Origin of the sequence: Paenibacillus sp. Mc5Re-14, from assembly GCF_001049835.1 — a bacterium.
In the GTDB taxonomy this organism is placed as follows: domain Bacteria; phylum Bacillota; class Bacilli; order Paenibacillales; family Paenibacillaceae; genus Paenibacillus; species Paenibacillus polymyxa_C.
Genome location: NZ_CVPD01000001.1, coordinates 1,368,223 through 1,387,042, shown reverse-complemented (window position 1 = coordinate 1,387,042; position 18,820 = coordinate 1,368,223). Strand labels below are relative to the sequence as shown.

Here is an 18,820-nt window from a genome sequence, read left to right as displayed (position 1 = left end):
ATGGAAAGGCCAACTTAAGTTGGCCTTTTGGTCTTTCAGTTATTTTTTGCTTTGAGTTACTTTCCCCTTCACATCACCGATGCTTACTTTTCCATTGCCGCTCTGAATAATGACAACATCTTTTGCAACTTGATCAATATCCAGAGAGCCGTCACCTAACTCAATATATGCAGTACCCCCTATTTTATCTGCTTGAATATGTCCGTTTACATTCTCAATATTGACATCGGATGAGCTATTTTGAATAGTAATTCCCCCATCTCTGTTGGTTAAATCAATGGCTCCACCGATTTCTTTAAGCGTGATATTACCATTCACATTTTCAATGCTTACATCCGAGGCTAAATTCGTTACTTGAATATCTCCATCTCTATGCGGATGTTTAATTTCTAGTTTCATTTGTTCCGGAATGGTGAGCTTGACATCAACTGTTTGGGGACCTGTTGACATGAATTGGCCTTCGAAAAAAGTATTAAGCGTAGCTACACCATCTTTTCCCTCCAGACTTAATTTTAGCTTATCCATGTTGCTGCCATTAGCAACGACACTGGCTTGTATTTTATCTGTATTGTTTTTTCCGACAACTTCAATTTGACCGTTGCTATTATCTAAAACTAAGCTGGAAATACCGGCAGATGATAGTTCAAGTTCCTTGTTTAAAGATGTTGCAGGTTTGGATGAACAGGCCGCAGTTAACAGTAACATTGAGATCATCACTAAAGTAGTGAGCCATTTCATTTCAATCACTCCATTTCAGAATAGTTAGTATAGATTTAGATTACATCCCGTTTTGTAAAAATAGGATATGAAACGAGATGCATAGCGACCAGATGAAGTAGAAGAAGGAACAGTGAGAAGCCCAGGGTCATGCCTTCCACTGGTGTTGTTCCAAAAAAATAAGGATTGAGATCTGTGCTGGAAAACACAAAATATTTTGTCCAAGGCCATCCATTCATGGTGATACTCAAGACGAATCCTGCTATAGCTGCCAGCATAGAGAATACAATAGAAAATGTAACACTGCGAAATGCTGCAGAAATCATAAATGCAAATGTCAACACGATAACCATAAAAGGTATATTAAATAAAAACCCACCTAACAAGGCTTGAATCATATCTGCCTGCTGAATGGTTTGATCCTTGACGAATAAGTAGGGATCGCCGATCCCCTTAAAGCCAAACATTAAACCGCCGAAAAATATGGCAGCCAGAAAAGTGAGCAGAACCAAAAATATCCCAAACAAGAGAGTTGCAATATATTTAGAAAAATAAATTTTCGAGCGTGTAGCTGAACGTGTCAGTAAAAATTTGATTGTACCGGCAGAAAACTCAGAGGCTACAATATCGCCAGCCACGATAAGAGCTAAAAGAGAGATACCTACAATTAAATTTCTGGATTGACTCACTGTAAAACTCCAAGCATTGGATTGAGGAGCGATGTTATGGTCCAAATAATACTGATTCATCAAAATTTTTTCTGCTGCCATTTTTTTCTCAATGGGTAGAGCGTCTGACTTTGCTGCATCTCTCGTTAGCTTCGAATTTTCATGCTGTAAAAGTGTTTTCCAGCCTTCATTGTACTCAGTCATACCAGAACTTTTTAAATTGGCCATCTGGATTAATACATACAAAATAAGCAGTATGATGATAAACCAGGTACGTTTACGCTTATAAATCTTCATGTTTTCATTGCGAATTAACTGAATCACTTTTCAATTCCCCCTGTGATTTCAATAAATTTATCCTCTAGTGTCTGTTTCGTGATCTGAACGCTGTATATGTTCACCCCCGTATCCATAAGTTTTTTTGTAATACCCGGAATTTGATCCTTTGTAATGTCAACTTGTAGAGTTTGTTGATCTGCAATAATTTCTTTCCCCGCCAGTATGGACTGGAATACCGGAAGAGCCAATTCGGGTCTATCTACTTCAAACCGAACAGGAGCAAGCCGATTATCCATCATCTCAGCTACATTATGGATACCAATCAGTTTTCCCTTATTTAAAATCGCTACCTGATCACACATCAGTTCCATTTCAGCCATAAGATGGCTAGAAATAAGAACACCAACGCCTTCTTTTTGAGACAGATTGATTAAATGTTCCCGAAGCTCTCTTATTCCTGCTGGGTCTAAACCATTGGTAGGCTCGTCAAGCACAAGTAAGGAAGGTTTATGGGCCAGTACAACGGCTAATCCCAGTCGCTGCTTCATGCCAAGAGAATAAGTTCCCACTTTCTTATCAATGCTGTCCTCAAGTCCAACGAGCGAGATTACTTCCTGAATACGTTCCGAAGAAACCCCTGGAGACATTCTTGAGAAATGAATCAGATTGTCATAGCCGGATAGATATTTGTACAGATCTGGATTTTCGACGATAACCCCTACATGTCTCATTGCCTTTTCGAAGGAGCGATCGATATCTTGGCCGTGGATAAATACCTGGCCTCCTGATTTTGAACTTAAACCTACGATCATCCGAATAGTGGTCGTCTTGCCCGCTCCATTTGGGCCAACAAGACCCATGATTTCTCCCGCCTTCACATCCAAGGACAATCCTTCAACAATGGTTCTCTTCCCAATCTTTTTACTTAAATTACGAATCTGTAATAGTGACAACAACGATTCCCTCCCCGCCAGCAGTTTGATTGTCTATAAAGTATCAGGAGTGCAGTCATACTCCCTAGTGACAAAATGTCATGACCTTGTTATGATGTGAAAAGATTGAAAAAATTACCTTAATTTAAGAAGAATGGGGTACTTACATGTTTGGATGCAATATGCGCTGGTCTTGGCAGGAATGGATTGTTGCTGTATTCCGAATCTTGTGGTTGATTTGCTTTGTTTTGCTATCGTATCAAGACCGCCCATCTTTCCCTTTCACTGTTGTATTTATCACTGTTCTCGTTTGCTATTCACTACCTTTGTTCATTGATCGAAGCCATTATCTCTGGTATTTGTTGGCTGAAGTATTTCTAGTGGGTGGAATTTCTTTGCTATTTGCTCATCAATATGAGCTTGTCCGGCTATTTTTGCCAGCTGTTTTTACGATTGCGTTTTATAGCCGCGGCCGTTCACATGCGGTAACTTTTCCTCTTGCGTTGTTGATGTTTTGTCTGGGAGGAAGAGGGGCGTTTCATTGGACGATAGAGGACGTATTCCAGAACTTAGTGGATGCTTCGTTTGTATACGGTATTGGTTTCGGATTACAAATGGCATTTCGTTCTATAGATCGGATCAAACAAAAACTCGAATTAATAAAAAAGCAGTATCAGACTCTTGAGCAGTATTCAACTCAGGTTGAACAGATGACACTATTGGAAGAAAGATATCGCATGTCACGCGAGCTTCATGACTCGATTGGTCATACATTCACTTCCATTATCTTAAGTATGGAAACATTACGTCCTTATATCTCTTCTGAAGAGGGGATTGAAAGATTGCAATCTGTTCTTCAACTTGGTCGAACAGGGCTCGAAGATATCCGAAAGCAAGTTCATCAGATGGACCCTATGGAGGAAGATCCCTCTTTGGATTTATCCTTGCTCAATATAATTAATGAATTCAAAAAAAATACTGCCATTCGTGTTGTGTTCAGAACGATGGGGGAGCCGCTTCCTGTACTAAAACAGTCAAAACTGACCTTGTACCGCTGTTTACAAGAATTATTGACTAATGCCAGCCGACATGGGCATGCCAATTCTATTCAGGTGCTTCTTCACTACGACCATAACCAGATCATTTTGCAGGTGCAGGACAATGGGAAGGGAAGTGACGAAATTAAGTTCGGGTTTGGTCTTTCAGGAATGAAAGAGCGGCTTTCGTCCCTTCAAGGCAAGCTATACCTTCATTCCAAAGAAGGCGAAGGAACGATTGTGACCTGTTCTATACCATTACTTCAGGATACAGATGTTAGTAATCCAGAGATCAAGGTATTGTTGGTGGATGATCAATTACTCATTCGGGACAGTTTAGGCCTGTTGCTCAAAAACGAACCTGATTTTCGAATTCAAACGGCAGAAGACGGAAACGTTGCTGTAGATCGATGTGCCAGCGATCCGCCAGACGTTGTATTAATGGATGTACATATGCCCCAGATGGACGGTATTACTGCGACGAAGTTAATTAAAGAAAGCTGGCCTAACATACGTGTAATTATGATCACAACCTTTGATGACATTTCGTATGCTACGAAATCACTAGCTTTGGGTGCTGAAGGTTATGTACTAAAATCAATTGATCCAAGAGAGCTGGCTAATACGATACGGCTAGTGCATCACGGAGGAACGATGATAACCCAAGAAGTAGCAAGTACACTGTTTCAGCAAATGACGGGGACGATGAAGAATCCTTATGGACTGACAGAGCGGGAGTTGGAAATTCTACATTGTTTAACTGAAGGACACCGTTATAAAGCAATTGCAAGCAAGGTTCACTTGTCTGAAGGAACTGTTCGAAACTACATTTCGACCATATACTCAAAAATGCAAGTGCAGAGCCGTGACGAAGCAATTGAAAAAGCTAAAACAGAGTTGCTTACAGACTCTTAATAAAAGCAAGGTATGTAGACACCAGCGTATGTCACTTGTTTAAACAACGTGAAAGAGATATCCTGCATTAGACAGAGTTTTTCAGCTTCGGAATTAAAAGAGTAGCTATAGTACCACCGAACCTAATAGATTGAAGTGAAAATAGCGTCGTCCTAAATTTGGTCGACGCTATTTTTGTATGCTGTTGATCCGCAAGTATGCGCAACGTTTACCTTAGCAAAACCGTATATGTAGAACAGCAATTGTATTTTGTTGCATATCCATAGAAGTCTACCATTCTACAAACTTGCAATTGCACTATCTAATGGGGGATAATGGAAGGGATACTTTCGACAGAAAATAGGGCTAAAGATAGAGAGTATACCTATAAAAGGTAGATCAGATTTACCGCATTTTTGTATATTATTGTAGAATAAGATCGTAATTCAGGTTATAGTAAAGGAAGAAATTAACTAGGATAGATTATACCCAAATACGTAATTGTGGAGGGAAATATGAGTACATTTAAAAATTGGTTGAATACAACTAAAAAAGGACTTGGAGACCAGGTTAAGAAATTTAAGAATAAAGATTTTATGGAAGCTGTTGTTGCAGGTTGTGCATTAGTAGCATTTGCCGACGGTACTATTAGTCCGGAAGAGAAAACAAAAATGGCCGGATACATAGATATTAGTGAAGAATTGAAAGTGTTTGATATGGGTGAGGTCATCAACCGTTTCAATCACTATGTAGCGAACTTTGAATTTTCACCTGAAATCGGCAAACAGGAAGCATTGAAAGCGATTGGTAAATTGAAAGGCAAGCCTGAAGTAGGTCGACTTGTCGTCGGCGTATGCAGTGCGATTGGTGCAGCTGACGGTGACTTTGATGCCAATGAGCAACGGATTGTTGCTGAGATTTGTGGCGCTCTTGGTTTGAATCCGTCTGAATTTAGTCTGTAAATTTTACGGAAGGGAGGTGTGTTAATCAGTGGCTGTAATTAATCTGGTCAAGGGCCAGAAAATTGATTTAACCAAGGGAAACACAGGACTAACCAAGGTTATAGCCGGATTGGGATGGGACCCAGTGCAGTCCAAAGGATTTTTTGGCTTCAAGAAGCAACCCAATATTGATTGTGATGCTTCTGCCATTTTGCTGGATGCTAACGGGAAACTAACTCAGTCTGACAATGTAGTATGCTTCCATAATAAAAAAAGCCCGTGCGGCTCAGTCGTGCATTCCGGTGATAATCTGACCGGACAAGGTGACGGCGATGATGAACAAATTATGATTGACCTGGCACGGATTCCGGCCAATGTCGATAAAGTGCTTGTTGTTGTGAATATATATGATTGCGTAAACCGGAAACAGGATTTCGGCATGATCGAGAAAGCGTATATCCGCATTCTGGACGGTGCCAACTCCAAGGAACTGGTGACGTTTAATTTATCTGATAATTTTGAGGGAATGACTGCGCTGATCTGCGGGGAGCTCTATCGCCACAATGACGAATGGAAGTTTGCTGCAATCGGTGCAGGCACCCATGCCGTACATATTGATGTGCTGGCTGAGCGTTACATGTAATTTAGGTTGCTCATACAAAACTAATGAGAAACGGGGTACTTACTCATGGCAATTAACTTATCTAAAGGTCAAAAAATTGATTTGACGAAAACAAACCCAGGTTTGTCCAAAATTATGGTTGGTCTCGGCTGGGACACCAATAAGTACGATGGTGGTAAGGATTTTGACTTGGACGTATCCGTATTTCTGGCGAATGCGGACGGCAAAGTAGAAACGGAAAAGAACTTCGTTTTCTTTAATAATCCACAAAACGAGAACGGTTCTGTCGTTCATACCGGAGATAACCGCACAGGTGAAGGTGACGGAGATGACGAACAAATTAAAGTTGATCTGAGCAATGTACCTGCTAACGTAGAAAAGATCGCTTTTACGATTACGATCTATGATGCACAAGAACGCAGCCAAAACTTTGGACAAGTGTCCCGTGCTTATGCGCGTATTGTAAATGAAGCAAACAACGAAGAATTGGTTCGCTTTGATTTGGGAGAAGATTTCTCGATCGAAACAGGCGTTGTGGTAGGCGAGCTGTATCGCCATAGCGGTGAGTGGAAGTTCAATGCCATTGGTAGCGGCTACCAGGATGGTCTTGCAGGGTTGACACGCGATTACGGCTTAGCTTAAAAAAATCTACACGAAGAAGGCAGGTATGCAGTATGACGATTAGTCTTTCGAAAGGACAACGGATTGATCTGACCAAAACAAATCCAGGCTTGACTCGTGTGGTCGTAGGTCTTGGCTGGGATACCAATAAATACAGTGGCGGCGCAGAATTTGACTTGGATGCTTCGGCTTTCCTGCTATATGAGGACGGTAAAGCAAAGGCAGCTGACGATTTTGTATTCTACAATAACCCAACAGGTGGAGCGGGTGCTGTTACTCATACAGGCGATAACCGCACAGGTGAGGGCGACGGGGATGACGAGCAAATTATTATTGATTTTGCAAAGATTCCTGCAAACATCCATCGTATCGGGATTACAGTTACGATTTATGACTATGAGGCCCGTGCGCAAAACTTTGGACAAGTGTCCAATGCTTTTGTACGGGTGGTAGATGCGGCAACGGATCGTGAAGTGTTGCGCTACGATTTGGGAGAAGATTTCTCCACCGAAACAGCTGTGGTATTCTGTGAATTTTACCGTCACAATGCGGACTGGAAATTCCAGGCTATCGGTAGTGGCTTTGCTGGTGGATTGGGTGCGCTTGCTAAAAACTATGGCTTGGACGCTCAATAATATCCACTTGGGGTGGTGTCCAAAGGGGCGCTACCCCTTTCTTTTTAAGCCATTGAAGAACGTACGTGAACACGACAAACGGACAGAAAGGTGACACAATCATGGCTGTTATCGTAGTAAAAGGGCAGAAGGTGGATTTGACCAAAACGAATCCGGGCCTGAGCCATGTCAACATAGGGATCGGTTGGGAGTCTTCAGCGGCTCTGGAACTCGATACTTCTGCATTTTTGTTAGGCCCTGGAGGGAAGGTATCGGGCGATGAGGATCTGATCTTTTACAATAATCCGACCACACCCTTTATCACCTATTCAGATGGACAACAGTTTGGTGACAAGAAACAGTTTTCGCTGGACCTAACCAGAATACCTTCCCATATCGAGAAGATTGCGTTTACGCTGACCATTTATGATGCGGATCAGAAACGGCAAAATTTTGGACAGGTTCAAGGCGGATTTATACGTTTTGTTCATCCGGTTAATGGAGAGGTTTTACGATTTAATTTGGATAGTGGCTTTACAGTCGAGACGGCCATTGTGATAGGCGAGCTGTACCGCCATAACGGTGAATGGAAGTTTAACGCGATAGGCGCAGGCTTTTCCGGTGGATTGGATGCGTTGTGTGAAAATTTCGGCATTGAAGTGGAAAATAATCCGGCTCCTCCGGCGCCAGGGCCTACACCACCTCCAGCGCCTCGGCCAGCACCAACACCGCCACCTGCACCTCCTGTTCCAAAGCCAGAGCCATCTGCAACTCCGGTGAATCTGAATCTGCGGAAAATTGAGCTGAAGAAAAAGGGCGACACCATTAACCTGAAAAAGGGCTCAGGCGGATTAGGTGAAATCCTAATCAATCTGAACTGGAATCAGGTACAGCAGAGTAAGGGCTTTTTCAGTCGTGGCTCCAAGGGTGTCGATCTGGACCTGGGCTGCTTGTATGAGATGAAGAACGGGGATAAAGGTGTCGTTCAGGCGCTTGGGGAAGTTTTCGGTTCTCTGAATCGCTTCCCGTACATTGCTCTGGATGGTGACGACCGTACGGGCTCTGTGAAAACAGGGGAAAATCTCCGTATTAATGGGGCTAAAATTTCTGAAATTAAGCGAATTTTGGTGTTTACCTTCATTTATGAAGGAGTCACGAACTGGTCACAAGCAGACGGGGTAGTCACGCTGTACCAGAAGGACGGGCCAGACATTATCGTTCATATGAATGAACATGACAATCGCAAAGGGATGTGTGCGATTGCAATGATCCAAAATGTGAACGATGAAACGTTCAGTATTGAGAGACTCGTACAGTTTTATGGCGGTCATCGTGAAATGGATCAGGCATATAACTGGGGCATGCGCTGGACGCAGGGGAGTAAATAAATTGAATTATCGGAGGCACTCTTTTCATGTTGAATGATTTATTTAAAAATATCAGCGAGAACTACGGCCATTTCTTTTCATGGAGTGATGTGGTAGGTACGCTTACTGACCCGGTGAGTTGGGGGATTATTGGAACTCTCATTTTGCTGGAAGGTCTTTTGTCGGCGGATAACGCCTTGGTTCTCGCAGTTATGGTTAAGCATTTACCGAAGGAGCAGCAAAAGAGAGCCTTATTTTACGGGATTTTAGGTGCGTATATATTCAGATTCCTGGCCATCGGCTTGGGTACATTCCTGATTAAGTTCACGCTGATTAAGGTACTGGGTGCGGCTTATCTGCTCTACATCGCTTATAAGGGCTTATTCAAGTCCGAGGGTGATGGAGAAGTGAAAAACAAACCTACTTCTTTCTGGAAAACCGTATTAATGGTCGAACTGATGGATATTGCCTTCAGTATTGACAGTGTCATTGCCGCTTTTGGTGTGAGCGAGAAAGTATGGGTTCTGTTCCTGGGTGGTATACTCGGCGTTCTGATGATGCGTGGTGTTGCACAAGTGTTCCTCAAGCTCATTGATAAATTTCCGGAACTGGAACAGACAGCCTTTATTATGATCGCCATTATCGGGGGTAAAATGCTGGCTGCTGCTTTTGGCTTTCACATGTCGCAAGTATTATTCTTCGGCATTTTGATTGCCGTCTTTGTAGGCACAATGATTCTTAGCTCGGCAAAAAGAAAGAAAAAGGCCGACAAAGAGGCTTAATGTACAAAGTATAGCGAAATCCCTCCTGAAACTAAGGGGGGATTTCTTTTATACCCGAGGCACAGGGCTTCAATCAGGCAAGAAAGAGCAAGAGGAGGGGAAGGGCCCTGAAATATTTTAATGATTTAACCTCTGAGGAAGTAGAAGCGATCTTTTGTACTCCACCGATGGAGTTTCATAACCGTTCACCCAAAAGTATATTGGCTTATGCCATAGGAGCGGCTTTGTACATGCCGGCGACTCGCTTGGAAGTAGCGGAAGAGATCAAGAATGGAAAGCATGAAGGACTAACAACGGTCATTCTGGATTTGGAGGATGCTATAGGGGATCAGCAGGTCGGACAGGCTGAAGAATCGCTGGCACAGCAACTGCTTCAACTATTGTCCTATGTACGGACAGGGATGATGAGTGAACAGCAATTACCTTTGCTGTTTGTACGTGTGCGATCTGTGGAACAGCTGGAACGACTGCTGAACAGTTTGGGAGAAACCCTGGAGCTGCTTACGGGCTTTGTCCTCCCCAAGTTCTCCTCTGATAATGGACGGGCGTATTTTGCACTCATTGCTGAATATAACCGGACTATGCATACAGGGGCAGGAGACGCAAGCCGCACGCCTGTGTTGTATGGATTGCCGATTCTTGAAAGCTCTAAAATTATTTATCGGGAAACCCGTTGGAAAGAGCTGCTGGCGATTAAAGAAATTTTGGACGAGGTTCAGGAATATGTGCTGAATGTACGAATTGGGGCTACTGATTTCTCCAGTCTGTATGGGCTGAGACGCAGCCCGGATATTACGATTTATGAGATTGCCGTCATTCGGGACTGCATCGCAGATATTATTAACTTGTTCGGACGCGTGGACTCGGACTATGTCATTTCCGGTCCTGTATGGGAATATTTCTCTCACCGGGAACGTATCTTTAAACCTCAATTAAGAGTGTCGCCTTTTGAAGACGCATTTGGGAAGCCGGGGCGCTACTTGCGAATGGACTTCATCTCAGATGCAGTGGATGGGCTGATTCGCGAAGTTATGATGGATAAAGAGAATGGGATTATCGGCAAAACGATCATTCATCCGTCCCACATTAAGCCGGTACAGGCCATGTATGCGGTGACTCATGAAGAGTATATGGATGCACTTGAGATTGTTGAACGTAACGACGGTAGTCTGGGTGTATTCAAGAGCACCTATGCCAACAAAATGAATGAAATTAAGCCTCATTTGAATTGGGCTTATCGTATTATAAATAGATCTAAAGTATACGGGGTGTTACATGAACAACAACATTTTGTCAGTCTCTTACCCAACCACGAAAACACATCTGCTGCCAATTCTGGAGCAGTTCAGCGTTAAAATTACGGAGACTCATAATCCATTCCGTCTTCCTGTGGACAAGCTGTTTGCGATGGCGGCACGGGTCAACAAAAAGCGTTCGTTTTTGTTTGTCAGCAAGGTGCTGGGCAAGCATATTCCGGTAAATCCATACACCTCTCTGTTAAGTGGGGCAGCACTGGCAATCCTGCTATATAAAGAGCTTGTCCCACAGTCAGGACAACAGATGGATAAACTGATTAGAGAGGCCGTTAGAGGACTTCTTGATTCGAATTATGCGAAAGAGGCCTATGAAAAGCTGATGGATGAACGTTTGTCTTTTGCTTTTCCAGAGCCAATCAAGTTTGTAGGTTTTGCCGAGACGGCTACAGCACTGGGGCACAGCATGTATCGGTTGTTTGATGACGGTGCTACATATATTCATACGACACGCGAGGATATTCCGGGCCTTCGGCCTATTATTCGGTTTGAAGAAGAGCATTCGCACGCTGTTGATCATCGTTGTTATGCACTGAATGAGGATGCTTTTGCCGGAGATGGACCCATTGTGCTGGTAGATGATGAGATTACGACAGGAAAAACAACGCTTAATATTATACGGGATATTCAGGAGCATTTTCCGCGCAAACAATATGTGATAGCTTCGTTATTGGACTGGCGGACAGACAGCGATGAGCAGGCTTTTGCCGATCTGGAAGCAGAGCTAGGTATTAGGATTACGCCTTTAAGTTTGCTCAAAGGAAAGATAGAAATACAGGGAGCACCGATACTGGACCACACAGAATATGCCGGACAGACTGGAAACGCTGAGCATGCAGCCACTAGCACCGTAGAGATTAACAAAGATTTTTCAGTAGTTGACCACTGTCTTGAAAAGGATGCTTCCGCTTTTGAGCGAGTATCACATAGCTCCCTATCAACCGACGGGTATGCCAATACAACTCCTTATCTTAAATATACAGGTCGTTTTGGTCTACAATCCGCTGATAACTCAGCGCTGGATGCAGAAATCACGCGTACAGCTGAACGACTGAACCAACTTCGTTCAGGGCAACGCACACTGGTAATGGGTACGGGTGAATTCATGTACATTCCTATGCGCATTGCTGCGGAGTTAGGCCCGGATGTTTATTACCAATCGACGACACGCAGCCCGGTGTATCCCCACCGGGAAGAAGAGTATGGCGTCGCTTGTGGTGTGACCTATCCCTCGCCTGAGGACAGTACGGTACGCAATTTTATTTATAATGTAGAGCCCGGTCAGTATGACGAAATATTCGTTTTGCTGGAAAGAGAGTCGGATCCAGAGCGAATGAAGCCCATGCTGGATGCATTAAGCGGTCTGGGCTGTGATAAAGTGCATGTCGTTTATTTTAACAGTTTAACTAAGCAGGAGAGTAAAGGAGCGCGGATATGAAGCAAGCACTCATGGAGCAAATACAGCAGAAGAACATTCATCCGCCCGTACCGCTAGGCAGTTATCCTGCCTCGGATGTCACTTTTTTATTGAAGGATTTGAGCCGGGTTGCGTTGGAAAAAGGGACAGAGGATCGGGAAGAGGCGATACAGTCTGGAGTCCATTATTCAGAAATGCTGCCTGTGGAATACCAGCCCACAGCAGAGTATATTGGATTGTTTCACGAAACGCTTGCCCAATCTGCCCAAAAGGTTGCATTAGCGGCAGCTTCTGTGGCTGAGATGATTGTGAGAAAAAGAGGTCTGAACACGGCGATTGTTTCTCTTGCCAGAGCGGGAACGCCCATTGGCATCCTGATCAAGCGTTATATTGACTGGAAGTATGGCGTATCCTTGCCGCATTACAGTATTTCTATTATTCGTGGCAAAGGTATTGACCGGAATGCTATTTTGTACATTCTACAGCAGCATGGACTGGGGATTGAACTTCAGTTTGTCGATGGCTGGACGGGGAAAGGCGCCATTCGTCAGGTGTTGATTGAGGCCTGCCGTGAAATGAATGCAGATTACGGGCTGCGCCTAAATGATGATCTGGCGGTGCTAGCCGATCCGGGCAGCTGTTCGGAGACCTTTGGTACACGAGAAGATTATTTGATCCCGAGCGCTTGTCTGAATTCAACGGTATCAGGACTGATGAGCCGGACGGTACTTCGGGACGATCTGATAGGTGCGGACGATTTTCATGGGGCTAAATTTTATGAATCCTGGCGTTCAGTGGATCAATCCAATACGTTTGTGGATACGGTATCCGGTTACTTTCAATCCGTGGCTGAAACGGCGGCTGCATATGCGGAACAGATGACATTGAATCCGCCTGTCGTGACGTGGCAGGGCTTACGGGATATTGAGGCGATTCAGCAGGCATTTGGTATTCGGGATATCAATCTGGTCAAGCCAGGAGTGGGGGAGACGACTCGCGTATTGCTCCGCAGGGTGCCGTGGAAAATTCTGATTGACCGTGAAGATAATCCGAATCTTCAGCATATTATGCTGCTGGCCAAGGATCGTGGAGTGCCTGTAGAGGTATTTAAAGGATTGACCTATTCCTGTTGCGGGATCATCAAGCCGCTTAAAGGGGGACAAGAATGATCTATGCAAGTGATCTGGATCAGACACTGATTTATTCCAAACGTTCGCTTGGCATGCCGCTGGAATCCCCTGGTCTGCTGCCTGCGGAACAGATCGACGGGGCGACGTCGGCCTTTATTTCTGCGCAAGCTTTACAATGGCTCAAGACATTACCGGCAGATGTCATGTTTATGCCTGTGACGACTCGGACCATGGAACAGTATAAACGAATCACCGTGTTTCAGACGGAGCTGATTCCCGCATATGCCGTGACGAGTAACGGCGGAAACATCATCGTCGGTGGCGAGGTGGACCGAGAGTGGAATCGGCGTATTCACGAACAAGTACGCCGCGATGGTGCTCATGCGGAAGAAGCACGTCAGGTGTTCGGACAGGTGCTGCATGAGGACTGGGTCGTAAGCGAACGTTTTTGCGATGAACTATTTTATGCTTTTGTGATTGAAAGGGACCGTATGCCGCTGGAACAGGTGCTGGAGAAGGCGCGGATGATGCATGAAATGGGCTGGGAGGTATCCATTCAAGGCCGTAAAGTATATCTGGTGCCTGCGGCCGTGAATAAACAGACAGCTGTGGAGCATATCCGTAACCTTACCAATGGGGGAGCTGTGGTTGCATCCGGTGACTCTTTACTGGACCGTTGTCTGCTGGATTATGCCGACTATGCGATTGCCCCGCGTCATGGTGAATTGTATCGGGAACAGCTGCGGGATAAGCTAGAGGTCAACTACCGATTTACGGAAGTGTCGGGGGTTTATGCAGCAGATGAAATTATGGAATATGTCTATGAAGTGCACGGGAGCATATCAGCGGCTCGTACTTCATGATTAAAATAGTAGGGGACGTGGCGCTGTGAAGAAGGTCAAAGTGTATTTTAACCGCTGGTTTTCGGTGGTGTATCATTATATGAACGCTATTCGTAACAATGAGGACGGTATTCCGTTCGAGATCTATGCCACACATTCGGACCCGCAGCACATGGCACTACAGGCCAGTGATGTAGCTGAAGTAGAGCCGCGCACGAGCGGTGTCGAGTATGCACAGTTTTGTGCTGATTTTTGCAGGCGACATGAAATTGATGTCTTTATTCCACGGTGGAATATGCTCGATATTAGCAAGCATCTTTATTTGTTCGACGATATTGGTACAGAAGTAATGGTGTGCCGGGATACCGAACTGCTGGAGCAATTGATGGAGAAGGGCCTATTTTATGAATCCATTCGTCAAAAAGATATTGTCACCATTCCCGATTATGCCATTGCCAGTAATGCCGAGCAGTTTAGACAGGCGTATGAGTCATTAATAGCGCTTGGGCACAAGGTATGCTTCAAGCCATGTAATGCAGAAGGCGGAATGGGCTTTCGTATCATCGATAATGAACGCAATCCACTGGAGGAACTGTTCGGTCATGCGCTGAATCATATTTCGTTCGAGGAGGCCTATCGCGTATTGTCTTCCACAGAGACGTTTCCCAATTTGATGGTGATGGAACTGCTGGAGGGATACGAATACAGTATCGACTGCTTGGCTGACCGAAAGGGAAAATTGTTAGCAGCAGTTCCGCGTAGGAAGGCAGGAGGGCGATTACGGCTACTGGAGCAGCATTCTGAACTGTTGAAGGTGGCAGAGAAGGTCGCTGAGGCGTATCACATTCCGTACAATTATAACATTCAAGTGAAATATAACGGCGAGCGGGCTAAGCTATTAGAGATCAATCCACGGATGTCGGGAGGTCTTCATGTATCATGCTTGTCAGGTATCAATTTCCCTTACCTGGCGGTGAAATCGGCTTTGGGTCATGAAATCGGTTCACTACACCCGCAATACGACATTCTAGCTAGTCATATCGAGCAGCCGATCACGATACGCCAATCCTTACATTGACATAGGCAAATATTGTTTTCTACAATATGGTAAGGGTTTACGTCAGGAGGTACAAGCTATGACTTCTAAAATGTGGGGTGCCACGATTGCTGTGGTCAGCTACCTGATTGCGCTTTTACTAAGTTCTTGGTTGCCGTTGTTTGTGTGTTTGGCGATTCCGATCATTGGTCTGGGAGGATATAGCCTTATCATGGCTGTTCGCCATCCTCGACCTAATCTGACTGGTTCCGTGATTCCGGTGGTGCAGGAGCAGGTCGTTGAGACACAGCAGCATGAAAAGGAAGATGCCGTTCGACCGGAGTCTATAACAGGACAAGTACGTCAACCAGGTCAGGTGAGCAGTGAATTTGCTCAGGTGATGGAGTATTTGGAGGTACTGGAGGATATGGTGATCTCCGAGGGACAGAAAGATGCGCTAGATAACGAGATTGTCGAGAAGGCGCTGGCTCTATTTGCACGTTTGCAGCGGGTCATCCCGCTTTTGCATGAATTGAACAACAGTGAAGTGAATCACACGGTTCGGAGATTGATTTTGAAGGACTTGAACGGACTGATTAACCCGTTTCTTCGGCTTAGTGGCGATGCGAAACGGACCAACCGGAGGACGCTACTAAACGGATTGCGAGATGTGGATAGCAAAATATCTGTGATTGTATCCACGGTGGAGCATAAGGATCTGATGGAATTACAGAGTAAAGCAGAGCTTATTCACCAGCGATACAGCAGTTCCGAACTGTAGGTTACTTTAAAGAATAAAAATCAGCAGCATAGCTGCTCTGAACAATAACTATTAGCTTTCAGCAACAGTTGTTTTCAGAATAGGAGGTTAGCATGATGGCGACCCCATGGGCTGAATTGAAAAAAGAAGATGAACAAAAGGTGACTGAGGAGGCTTCGCGGCTGATTCAAAAGGTATCGCAAAGCGATGTTATGAGTCTGGATACCTTAATGGATGACATTGGTAAGCTGGGGGTTAAAACGCAGGAACGGGCGGGACAAACCCTTAAAATGTTAGATCGTCCGGTAAACGACCTCATGTCCGGTGATCGGGCTGAGGTCTCGAATATGATCTTAAAACTCCGAGATGAATGCGAAACGCTTCAGCAGAGTAAAGATGTAGGTTTTTTTGGCAAGCTCCTGCGTAAAAGTCCGTTGAAAAACTACATTTATAAGTATCAGTCGGTGAAGACCAACATCGAAAAAATCATTACTGCCTTGAGAGATGGCAAGGATAATTTGGAAGAAAACATCGTCAGCATGAGACAGTTGAAGAAGGCTTCCATTGAAGAAATCTACAATTTGCAGACGAAGATTGCCTTTGGTAATCGCTTGAAAGAGCTGTTCGAAGCCGAGATTGCCAAGCCGGAAAATGAAAATCGCAAGCCTCATCTGGAACGGGGATTGCGCAAAGTAGTTACTCGTACACAGTCGATGACTGAAATGATCCTGTTATACAATCAGGCCATTGCAGCAACGGATATTATTAATGATAACAATGATAAACTGATTGATTCTGTCAATAATGCGATTGATAAAACATCGAATCTAATCACCGTATCGGCTATGATCGCGATGGCACTGGCCGATCAAGATAAAATTATTTCAGCCGTTGATGCGACTAACCGTACGATTGAGGATCAATTCAAGGAAAATGCAAAGCTTCTCAAAACGACGACCGAAAGAACGACAGATCTGCTTAGCAAGCCATCGATGTCATTGGAAGCTGTGAATCAGGCGATTGGCGATTTGGTATCTGCTTTGGATCTGTCTGAAAAATCAAACCGTCGGATTATTGAAAGCTGCCATGATTATACAAGTAAAATGACAGCAATCAATGCCAACCTTAGCCAACGTTTGGGCATCGAAGGGAAAGAACAATCCAAACCACTGAAGGATAACCTTTCTTCTGAGGGTCTAAGTTCGTTTTTGAACTGATAGCTAATATACAATAATATAATAATCTATGAAAAAAGACGCCAGGGTGAGTCCCAAGGGCGTCTTTCTTTTGTTTGGCAGTGGACAATAAAGGACATGATGACATATATAGCATTCTCGTGCATAAACTCTTAAAAAGTGAAATGACAAAGGAGAGAATGAGCGTATGATGTCCTTTATTTTAGGGTGTGTGATTGTCTTTTTACTCGTGGCTGCCAGTAGCGAAAAAGCAGACTCTATTGTGGAGTTAAATGAAACTGTGAAATAAAATTTTTTATTGAAAATCATGCATTTTCTGATAGGATAGAGTTAAATATTGGAATCCCAAAGGAGAATGCATGCTGGAATTTTCATTTGAAATCATCGATGAATCGAAAATCAACATTGTATATCGGTATGGGAGCAGTAGCTTCAATTTTAATTTATTTTTTAATTACGGTGTGTGGACGCTGCATCCCTTTGATGGGATTCTGTTGCAGAACAAGGAAATGTGCCGTCTGATCGTTACAGATCTGTTTAAGAACAAAGACTTTCATGTCATGCTGGCACGCGAAAATATTTTATTGTCAACCCTGCGTACCTCTATTGACCTCAATCCCGAAACTCGGGGAGAGCGATATCAGGAACAGGAATTTGATGAGCTGTCTGAATTTGCTGAGACACACAGCTTTGAAGATGTGCTGCAAATCGAGCAGGATTCTGTCCGCGAACGTATCGATTTTTTCCAAAACATCATCCAAAGGATGTATATGGAAGGATTCGGACCGGAAGACAATGATTTTAACAAGGTGCAAGCTATCCTCCGCATTTATAAGGCTGCACATGACCAACTCGGAGAATTGAGCGACTTTCCCCTAAGTGGCGACGAGCGACGACGCAGATGGTAGATTAAATGGACTAGTGAAAACATCATAGAGGAGCGTGGGGAACATGAGCGGTATTTCTTTACTTAAAAAGAATGCGCAATTGGTACTGACTAAAAAGAATCTAACGAATGTGACCGCGAGAGTTGGATTAGTGCTCGATATTTCAGGATCTATGAGAAGTTTGTACAAAAATGGTACCGTTCAAAAAGTGTTGGAGCGAATTGTTGCGGTAGCAAGTTCTTTGGATGATGATGGTGTACTGGATGTATGGGTGTATGATCACCGTTTTTCACGGTTGCCATCCGTTACCGAAAATGACGTTGACAACTATGTTGAAAAACATATTTTGTCCAATGATTATTTGCCCAAGTTTGGTCGAAATGATGAGCCTCCAGTGATGCGTGATGTCATCGCCAAGTACACCAAGGAAGAACCCTCTTCAGATCCGGCTTTTGTTATTTTTATTAATGATGGCGGTGTGAAGCGTGGCAAAGGGGACAATATTGACAACGCAGTCATTGATTCATCAGGAGAGCCAATTTTCTGGCAATTTATCGGTGTGGGTGAATCCGATTTTGGCGTATTAAAGAAGCTCGACAACATAGAAGGTCGTGTGGTAGATAACGCCAATTTCTTTCAAATACAAGATATCGAATCTATGGAAGACAATCAACTGTACGAACTATTACTTAACGAGTTCCCGTCATGGCTGCAAGAAGCGAAGGAAAAGCATATTTATTAAGGCTAATAAGTCTTGTACTATGA

General features: G+C 44.0%; 19 protein-coding genes. 16 read left to right on the top strand and 3 right to left on the bottom strand.

The genetic code is table 11. From position 1 onward, the window contains the following. Positions 1-39 precede the first annotated feature (39 nt). Genes BN1546_RS06445 through BN1546_RS06435 form a run of 3 tightly spaced genes read right to left on the bottom strand, consistent with a single transcriptional unit; the run spans position 40 to position 2,617 of the window. Complete coding sequence (locus BN1546_RS06445; RefSeq protein WP_040102028.1) at positions 40-738, bottom strand: DUF4097 family beta strand repeat-containing protein; 699 nt, start codon at positions 736-738, stop codon at positions 40-42. Positions 739-773: 35 nt separating this feature from the next. Continuing rightward, entirely contained in the window at positions 774-1,709 is a 936-nt protein-coding gene (locus tag BN1546_RS06440; RefSeq protein ID WP_016821476.1) for an ABC transporter permease, read from the bottom strand. After that, on the bottom strand, positions 1,706-2,617 hold the full coding sequence (locus tag BN1546_RS06435; RefSeq protein ID WP_090736615.1) for an ABC transporter ATP-binding protein: 912 nt from the start codon (positions 2,615-2,617) through the stop codon (positions 1,706-1,708). The genes BN1546_RS06440 and BN1546_RS06435 overlap by 4 nt, the downstream gene beginning before the upstream one ends. 146 nt (positions 2,618-2,763) lie before the next feature. Between BN1546_RS06435 and BN1546_RS06430 the strand changes: the two genes are divergently transcribed. From BN1546_RS06430 to BN1546_RS06355, 16 genes are all read left to right on the top strand, one after another. After that, on the top strand, positions 2,764-4,548 hold the full coding sequence (locus tag BN1546_RS06430) for a hybrid sensor histidine kinase/response regulator transcription factor (protein WP_090736613.1): 1,785 nt from the start codon (positions 2,764-2,766) through the stop codon (positions 4,546-4,548). A gap of 494 nt (positions 4,549-5,042) precedes the next feature. After that, positions 5,043-5,489 (top strand): tellurite resistance TerB family protein, encoded by a 447-nt coding sequence (locus tag BN1546_RS06425; RefSeq protein WP_090736610.1) that lies wholly within the window; start codon positions 5,043-5,045, stop codon positions 5,487-5,489. Between the two features lie 28 nt (positions 5,490-5,517). Next, positions 5,518-6,111, top strand: coding sequence for a TerD family protein (locus BN1546_RS06420; protein WP_013369617.1), 594 nt, complete (start codon positions 5,518-5,520; stop codon positions 6,109-6,111). A 45-nt stretch (positions 6,112-6,156) separates the two neighbouring features. After that, positions 6,157-6,732 (top strand): TerD family protein, encoded by a 576-nt coding sequence (locus BN1546_RS06415; RefSeq protein ID WP_013369618.1) that lies wholly within the window; start codon positions 6,157-6,159, stop codon positions 6,730-6,732. A 32-nt stretch (positions 6,733-6,764) separates the two neighbouring features. Next, complete coding sequence (locus BN1546_RS06410) at positions 6,765-7,346, top strand: TerD family protein (protein WP_013369619.1); 582 nt, start codon at positions 6,765-6,767, stop codon at positions 7,344-7,346. A 101-nt stretch (positions 7,347-7,447) separates the two neighbouring features. Then, positions 7,448-8,713: a TerD family protein gene (locus tag BN1546_RS06405; RefSeq protein WP_064962509.1), complete on the top strand. Its 1,266-nt coding sequence runs from the start codon at positions 7,448-7,450 to the stop codon at positions 8,711-8,713. A gap of 26 nt (positions 8,714-8,739) precedes the next feature. After that, positions 8,740-9,474 (top strand): TerC family protein, encoded by a 735-nt coding sequence (locus tag BN1546_RS06400; RefSeq protein ID WP_013369621.1) that lies wholly within the window; start codon positions 8,740-8,742, stop codon positions 9,472-9,474. Between the two features lie 167 nt (positions 9,475-9,641). Continuing rightward, positions 9,642-10,829, top strand: coding sequence for an HpcH/HpaI aldolase/citrate lyase family protein (locus tag BN1546_RS06395; protein WP_040102024.1), 1,188 nt, complete (start codon positions 9,642-9,644; stop codon positions 10,827-10,829). Positions 10,830-10,881: 52 nt separating this feature from the next. Next, entirely contained in the window at positions 10,882-12,225 is a 1,344-nt protein-coding gene (locus BN1546_RS06390; RefSeq protein WP_090739135.1) for a phosphoribosyltransferase family protein, read from the top strand. Further along, positions 12,222-13,373, top strand: a complete 1,152-nt coding sequence (locus BN1546_RS06385; RefSeq protein ID WP_090736608.1) for a cysteine protease StiP family protein — start codon at positions 12,222-12,224, stop codon at positions 13,371-13,373. The genes BN1546_RS06390 and BN1546_RS06385 overlap by 4 nt, the downstream gene beginning before the upstream one ends. Further along, complete coding sequence (locus tag BN1546_RS06380; RefSeq protein ID WP_040102022.1) at positions 13,370-14,197, top strand: HAD family hydrolase; 828 nt, start codon at positions 13,370-13,372, stop codon at positions 14,195-14,197. The genes BN1546_RS06385 and BN1546_RS06380 overlap by 4 nt, the downstream gene beginning before the upstream one ends. 25 nt (positions 14,198-14,222) lie before the next feature. Further along, on the top strand, positions 14,223-15,254 hold the full coding sequence (locus BN1546_RS06375; protein ID WP_090736605.1) for an ATP-grasp domain-containing protein: 1,032 nt from the start codon (positions 14,223-14,225) through the stop codon (positions 15,252-15,254). A gap of 58 nt (positions 15,255-15,312) precedes the next feature. Beyond that, the gene (locus BN1546_RS06370; protein WP_090736602.1) at positions 15,313-15,993 is read left to right on the top strand and encodes a hypothetical protein; all 681 of its coding nucleotides are present in this window, start codon (positions 15,313-15,315) and stop codon (positions 15,991-15,993) included. Between the two features lie 95 nt (positions 15,994-16,088). After that, entirely contained in the window at positions 16,089-17,189 is a 1,101-nt protein-coding gene (locus tag BN1546_RS06365; RefSeq protein ID WP_090736599.1) for a toxic anion resistance protein, read from the top strand. A gap of 338 nt (positions 17,190-17,527) precedes the next feature. After that, the gene (locus BN1546_RS06360) at positions 17,528-18,076 is read left to right on the top strand and encodes a hypothetical protein (RefSeq protein WP_090736596.1); all 549 of its coding nucleotides are present in this window, start codon (positions 17,528-17,530) and stop codon (positions 18,074-18,076) included. Positions 18,077-18,119: 43 nt separating this feature from the next. Then, positions 18,120-18,797, top strand: coding sequence for a vWA domain-containing protein (locus BN1546_RS06355; RefSeq protein WP_025676162.1), 678 nt, complete (start codon positions 18,120-18,122; stop codon positions 18,795-18,797). Positions 18,798-18,820 lie beyond the last annotated feature (23 nt).

Excerpts from the sequence above, each read along its gene's own strand:
- BN1546_RS06415 (WP_013369618.1), top strand. The coding sequence starts at position 6,157 with ATGGCAATTAACTTATCTAAAGGTCAAAAAATTGATTTGACGAAAACA.
- BN1546_RS06370 (WP_090736602.1), top strand. The coding sequence starts at position 15,313 with ATGACTTCTAAAATGTGGGGTGCCACGATTGCTGTGGTCAGCTACCTG.
- BN1546_RS06355 (WP_025676162.1), top strand. The coding sequence starts at position 18,120 with ATGAGCGGTATTTCTTTACTTAAAAAGAATGCGCAATTGGTACTGACT.
- BN1546_RS06395 (WP_040102024.1), top strand. The coding sequence starts at position 9,642 with ATGGAGTTTCATAACCGTTCACCCAAAAGTATATTGGCTTATGCCATA.
- BN1546_RS06445 (WP_040102028.1), bottom strand. The coding sequence starts at position 738 with ATGAAATGGCTCACTACTTTAGTGATGATCTCAATGTTACTGTTAACT.
- BN1546_RS06410 (WP_013369619.1), top strand. The coding sequence starts at position 6,765 with ATGACGATTAGTCTTTCGAAAGGACAACGGATTGATCTGACCAAAACA.
- BN1546_RS06400 (WP_013369621.1), top strand. The coding sequence starts at position 8,740 with ATGTTGAATGATTTATTTAAAAATATCAGCGAGAACTACGGCCATTTC.
- BN1546_RS06430 (WP_090736613.1), top strand. The coding sequence starts at position 2,764 with ATGTTTGGATGCAATATGCGCTGGTCTTGGCAGGAATGGATTGTTGCT.
- BN1546_RS06360 (WP_090736596.1), top strand. The coding sequence starts at position 17,528 with ATGCTGGAATTTTCATTTGAAATCATCGATGAATCGAAAATCAACATT.
- BN1546_RS06425 (WP_090736610.1), top strand. The coding sequence starts at position 5,043 with ATGAGTACATTTAAAAATTGGTTGAATACAACTAAAAAAGGACTTGGA.
- BN1546_RS06380 (WP_040102022.1), top strand. The coding sequence starts at position 13,370 with ATGATCTATGCAAGTGATCTGGATCAGACACTGATTTATTCCAAACGT.
- BN1546_RS06390 (WP_090739135.1), top strand. The coding sequence starts at position 10,882 with ATGGCGGCACGGGTCAACAAAAAGCGTTCGTTTTTGTTTGTCAGCAAG.
- BN1546_RS06385 (WP_090736608.1), top strand. The coding sequence starts at position 12,222 with ATGAAGCAAGCACTCATGGAGCAAATACAGCAGAAGAACATTCATCCG.
- BN1546_RS06365 (WP_090736599.1), top strand. The coding sequence starts at position 16,089 with ATGGCGACCCCATGGGCTGAATTGAAAAAAGAAGATGAACAAAAGGTG.
- BN1546_RS06405 (WP_064962509.1), top strand. The coding sequence starts at position 7,448 with ATGGCTGTTATCGTAGTAAAAGGGCAGAAGGTGGATTTGACCAAAACG.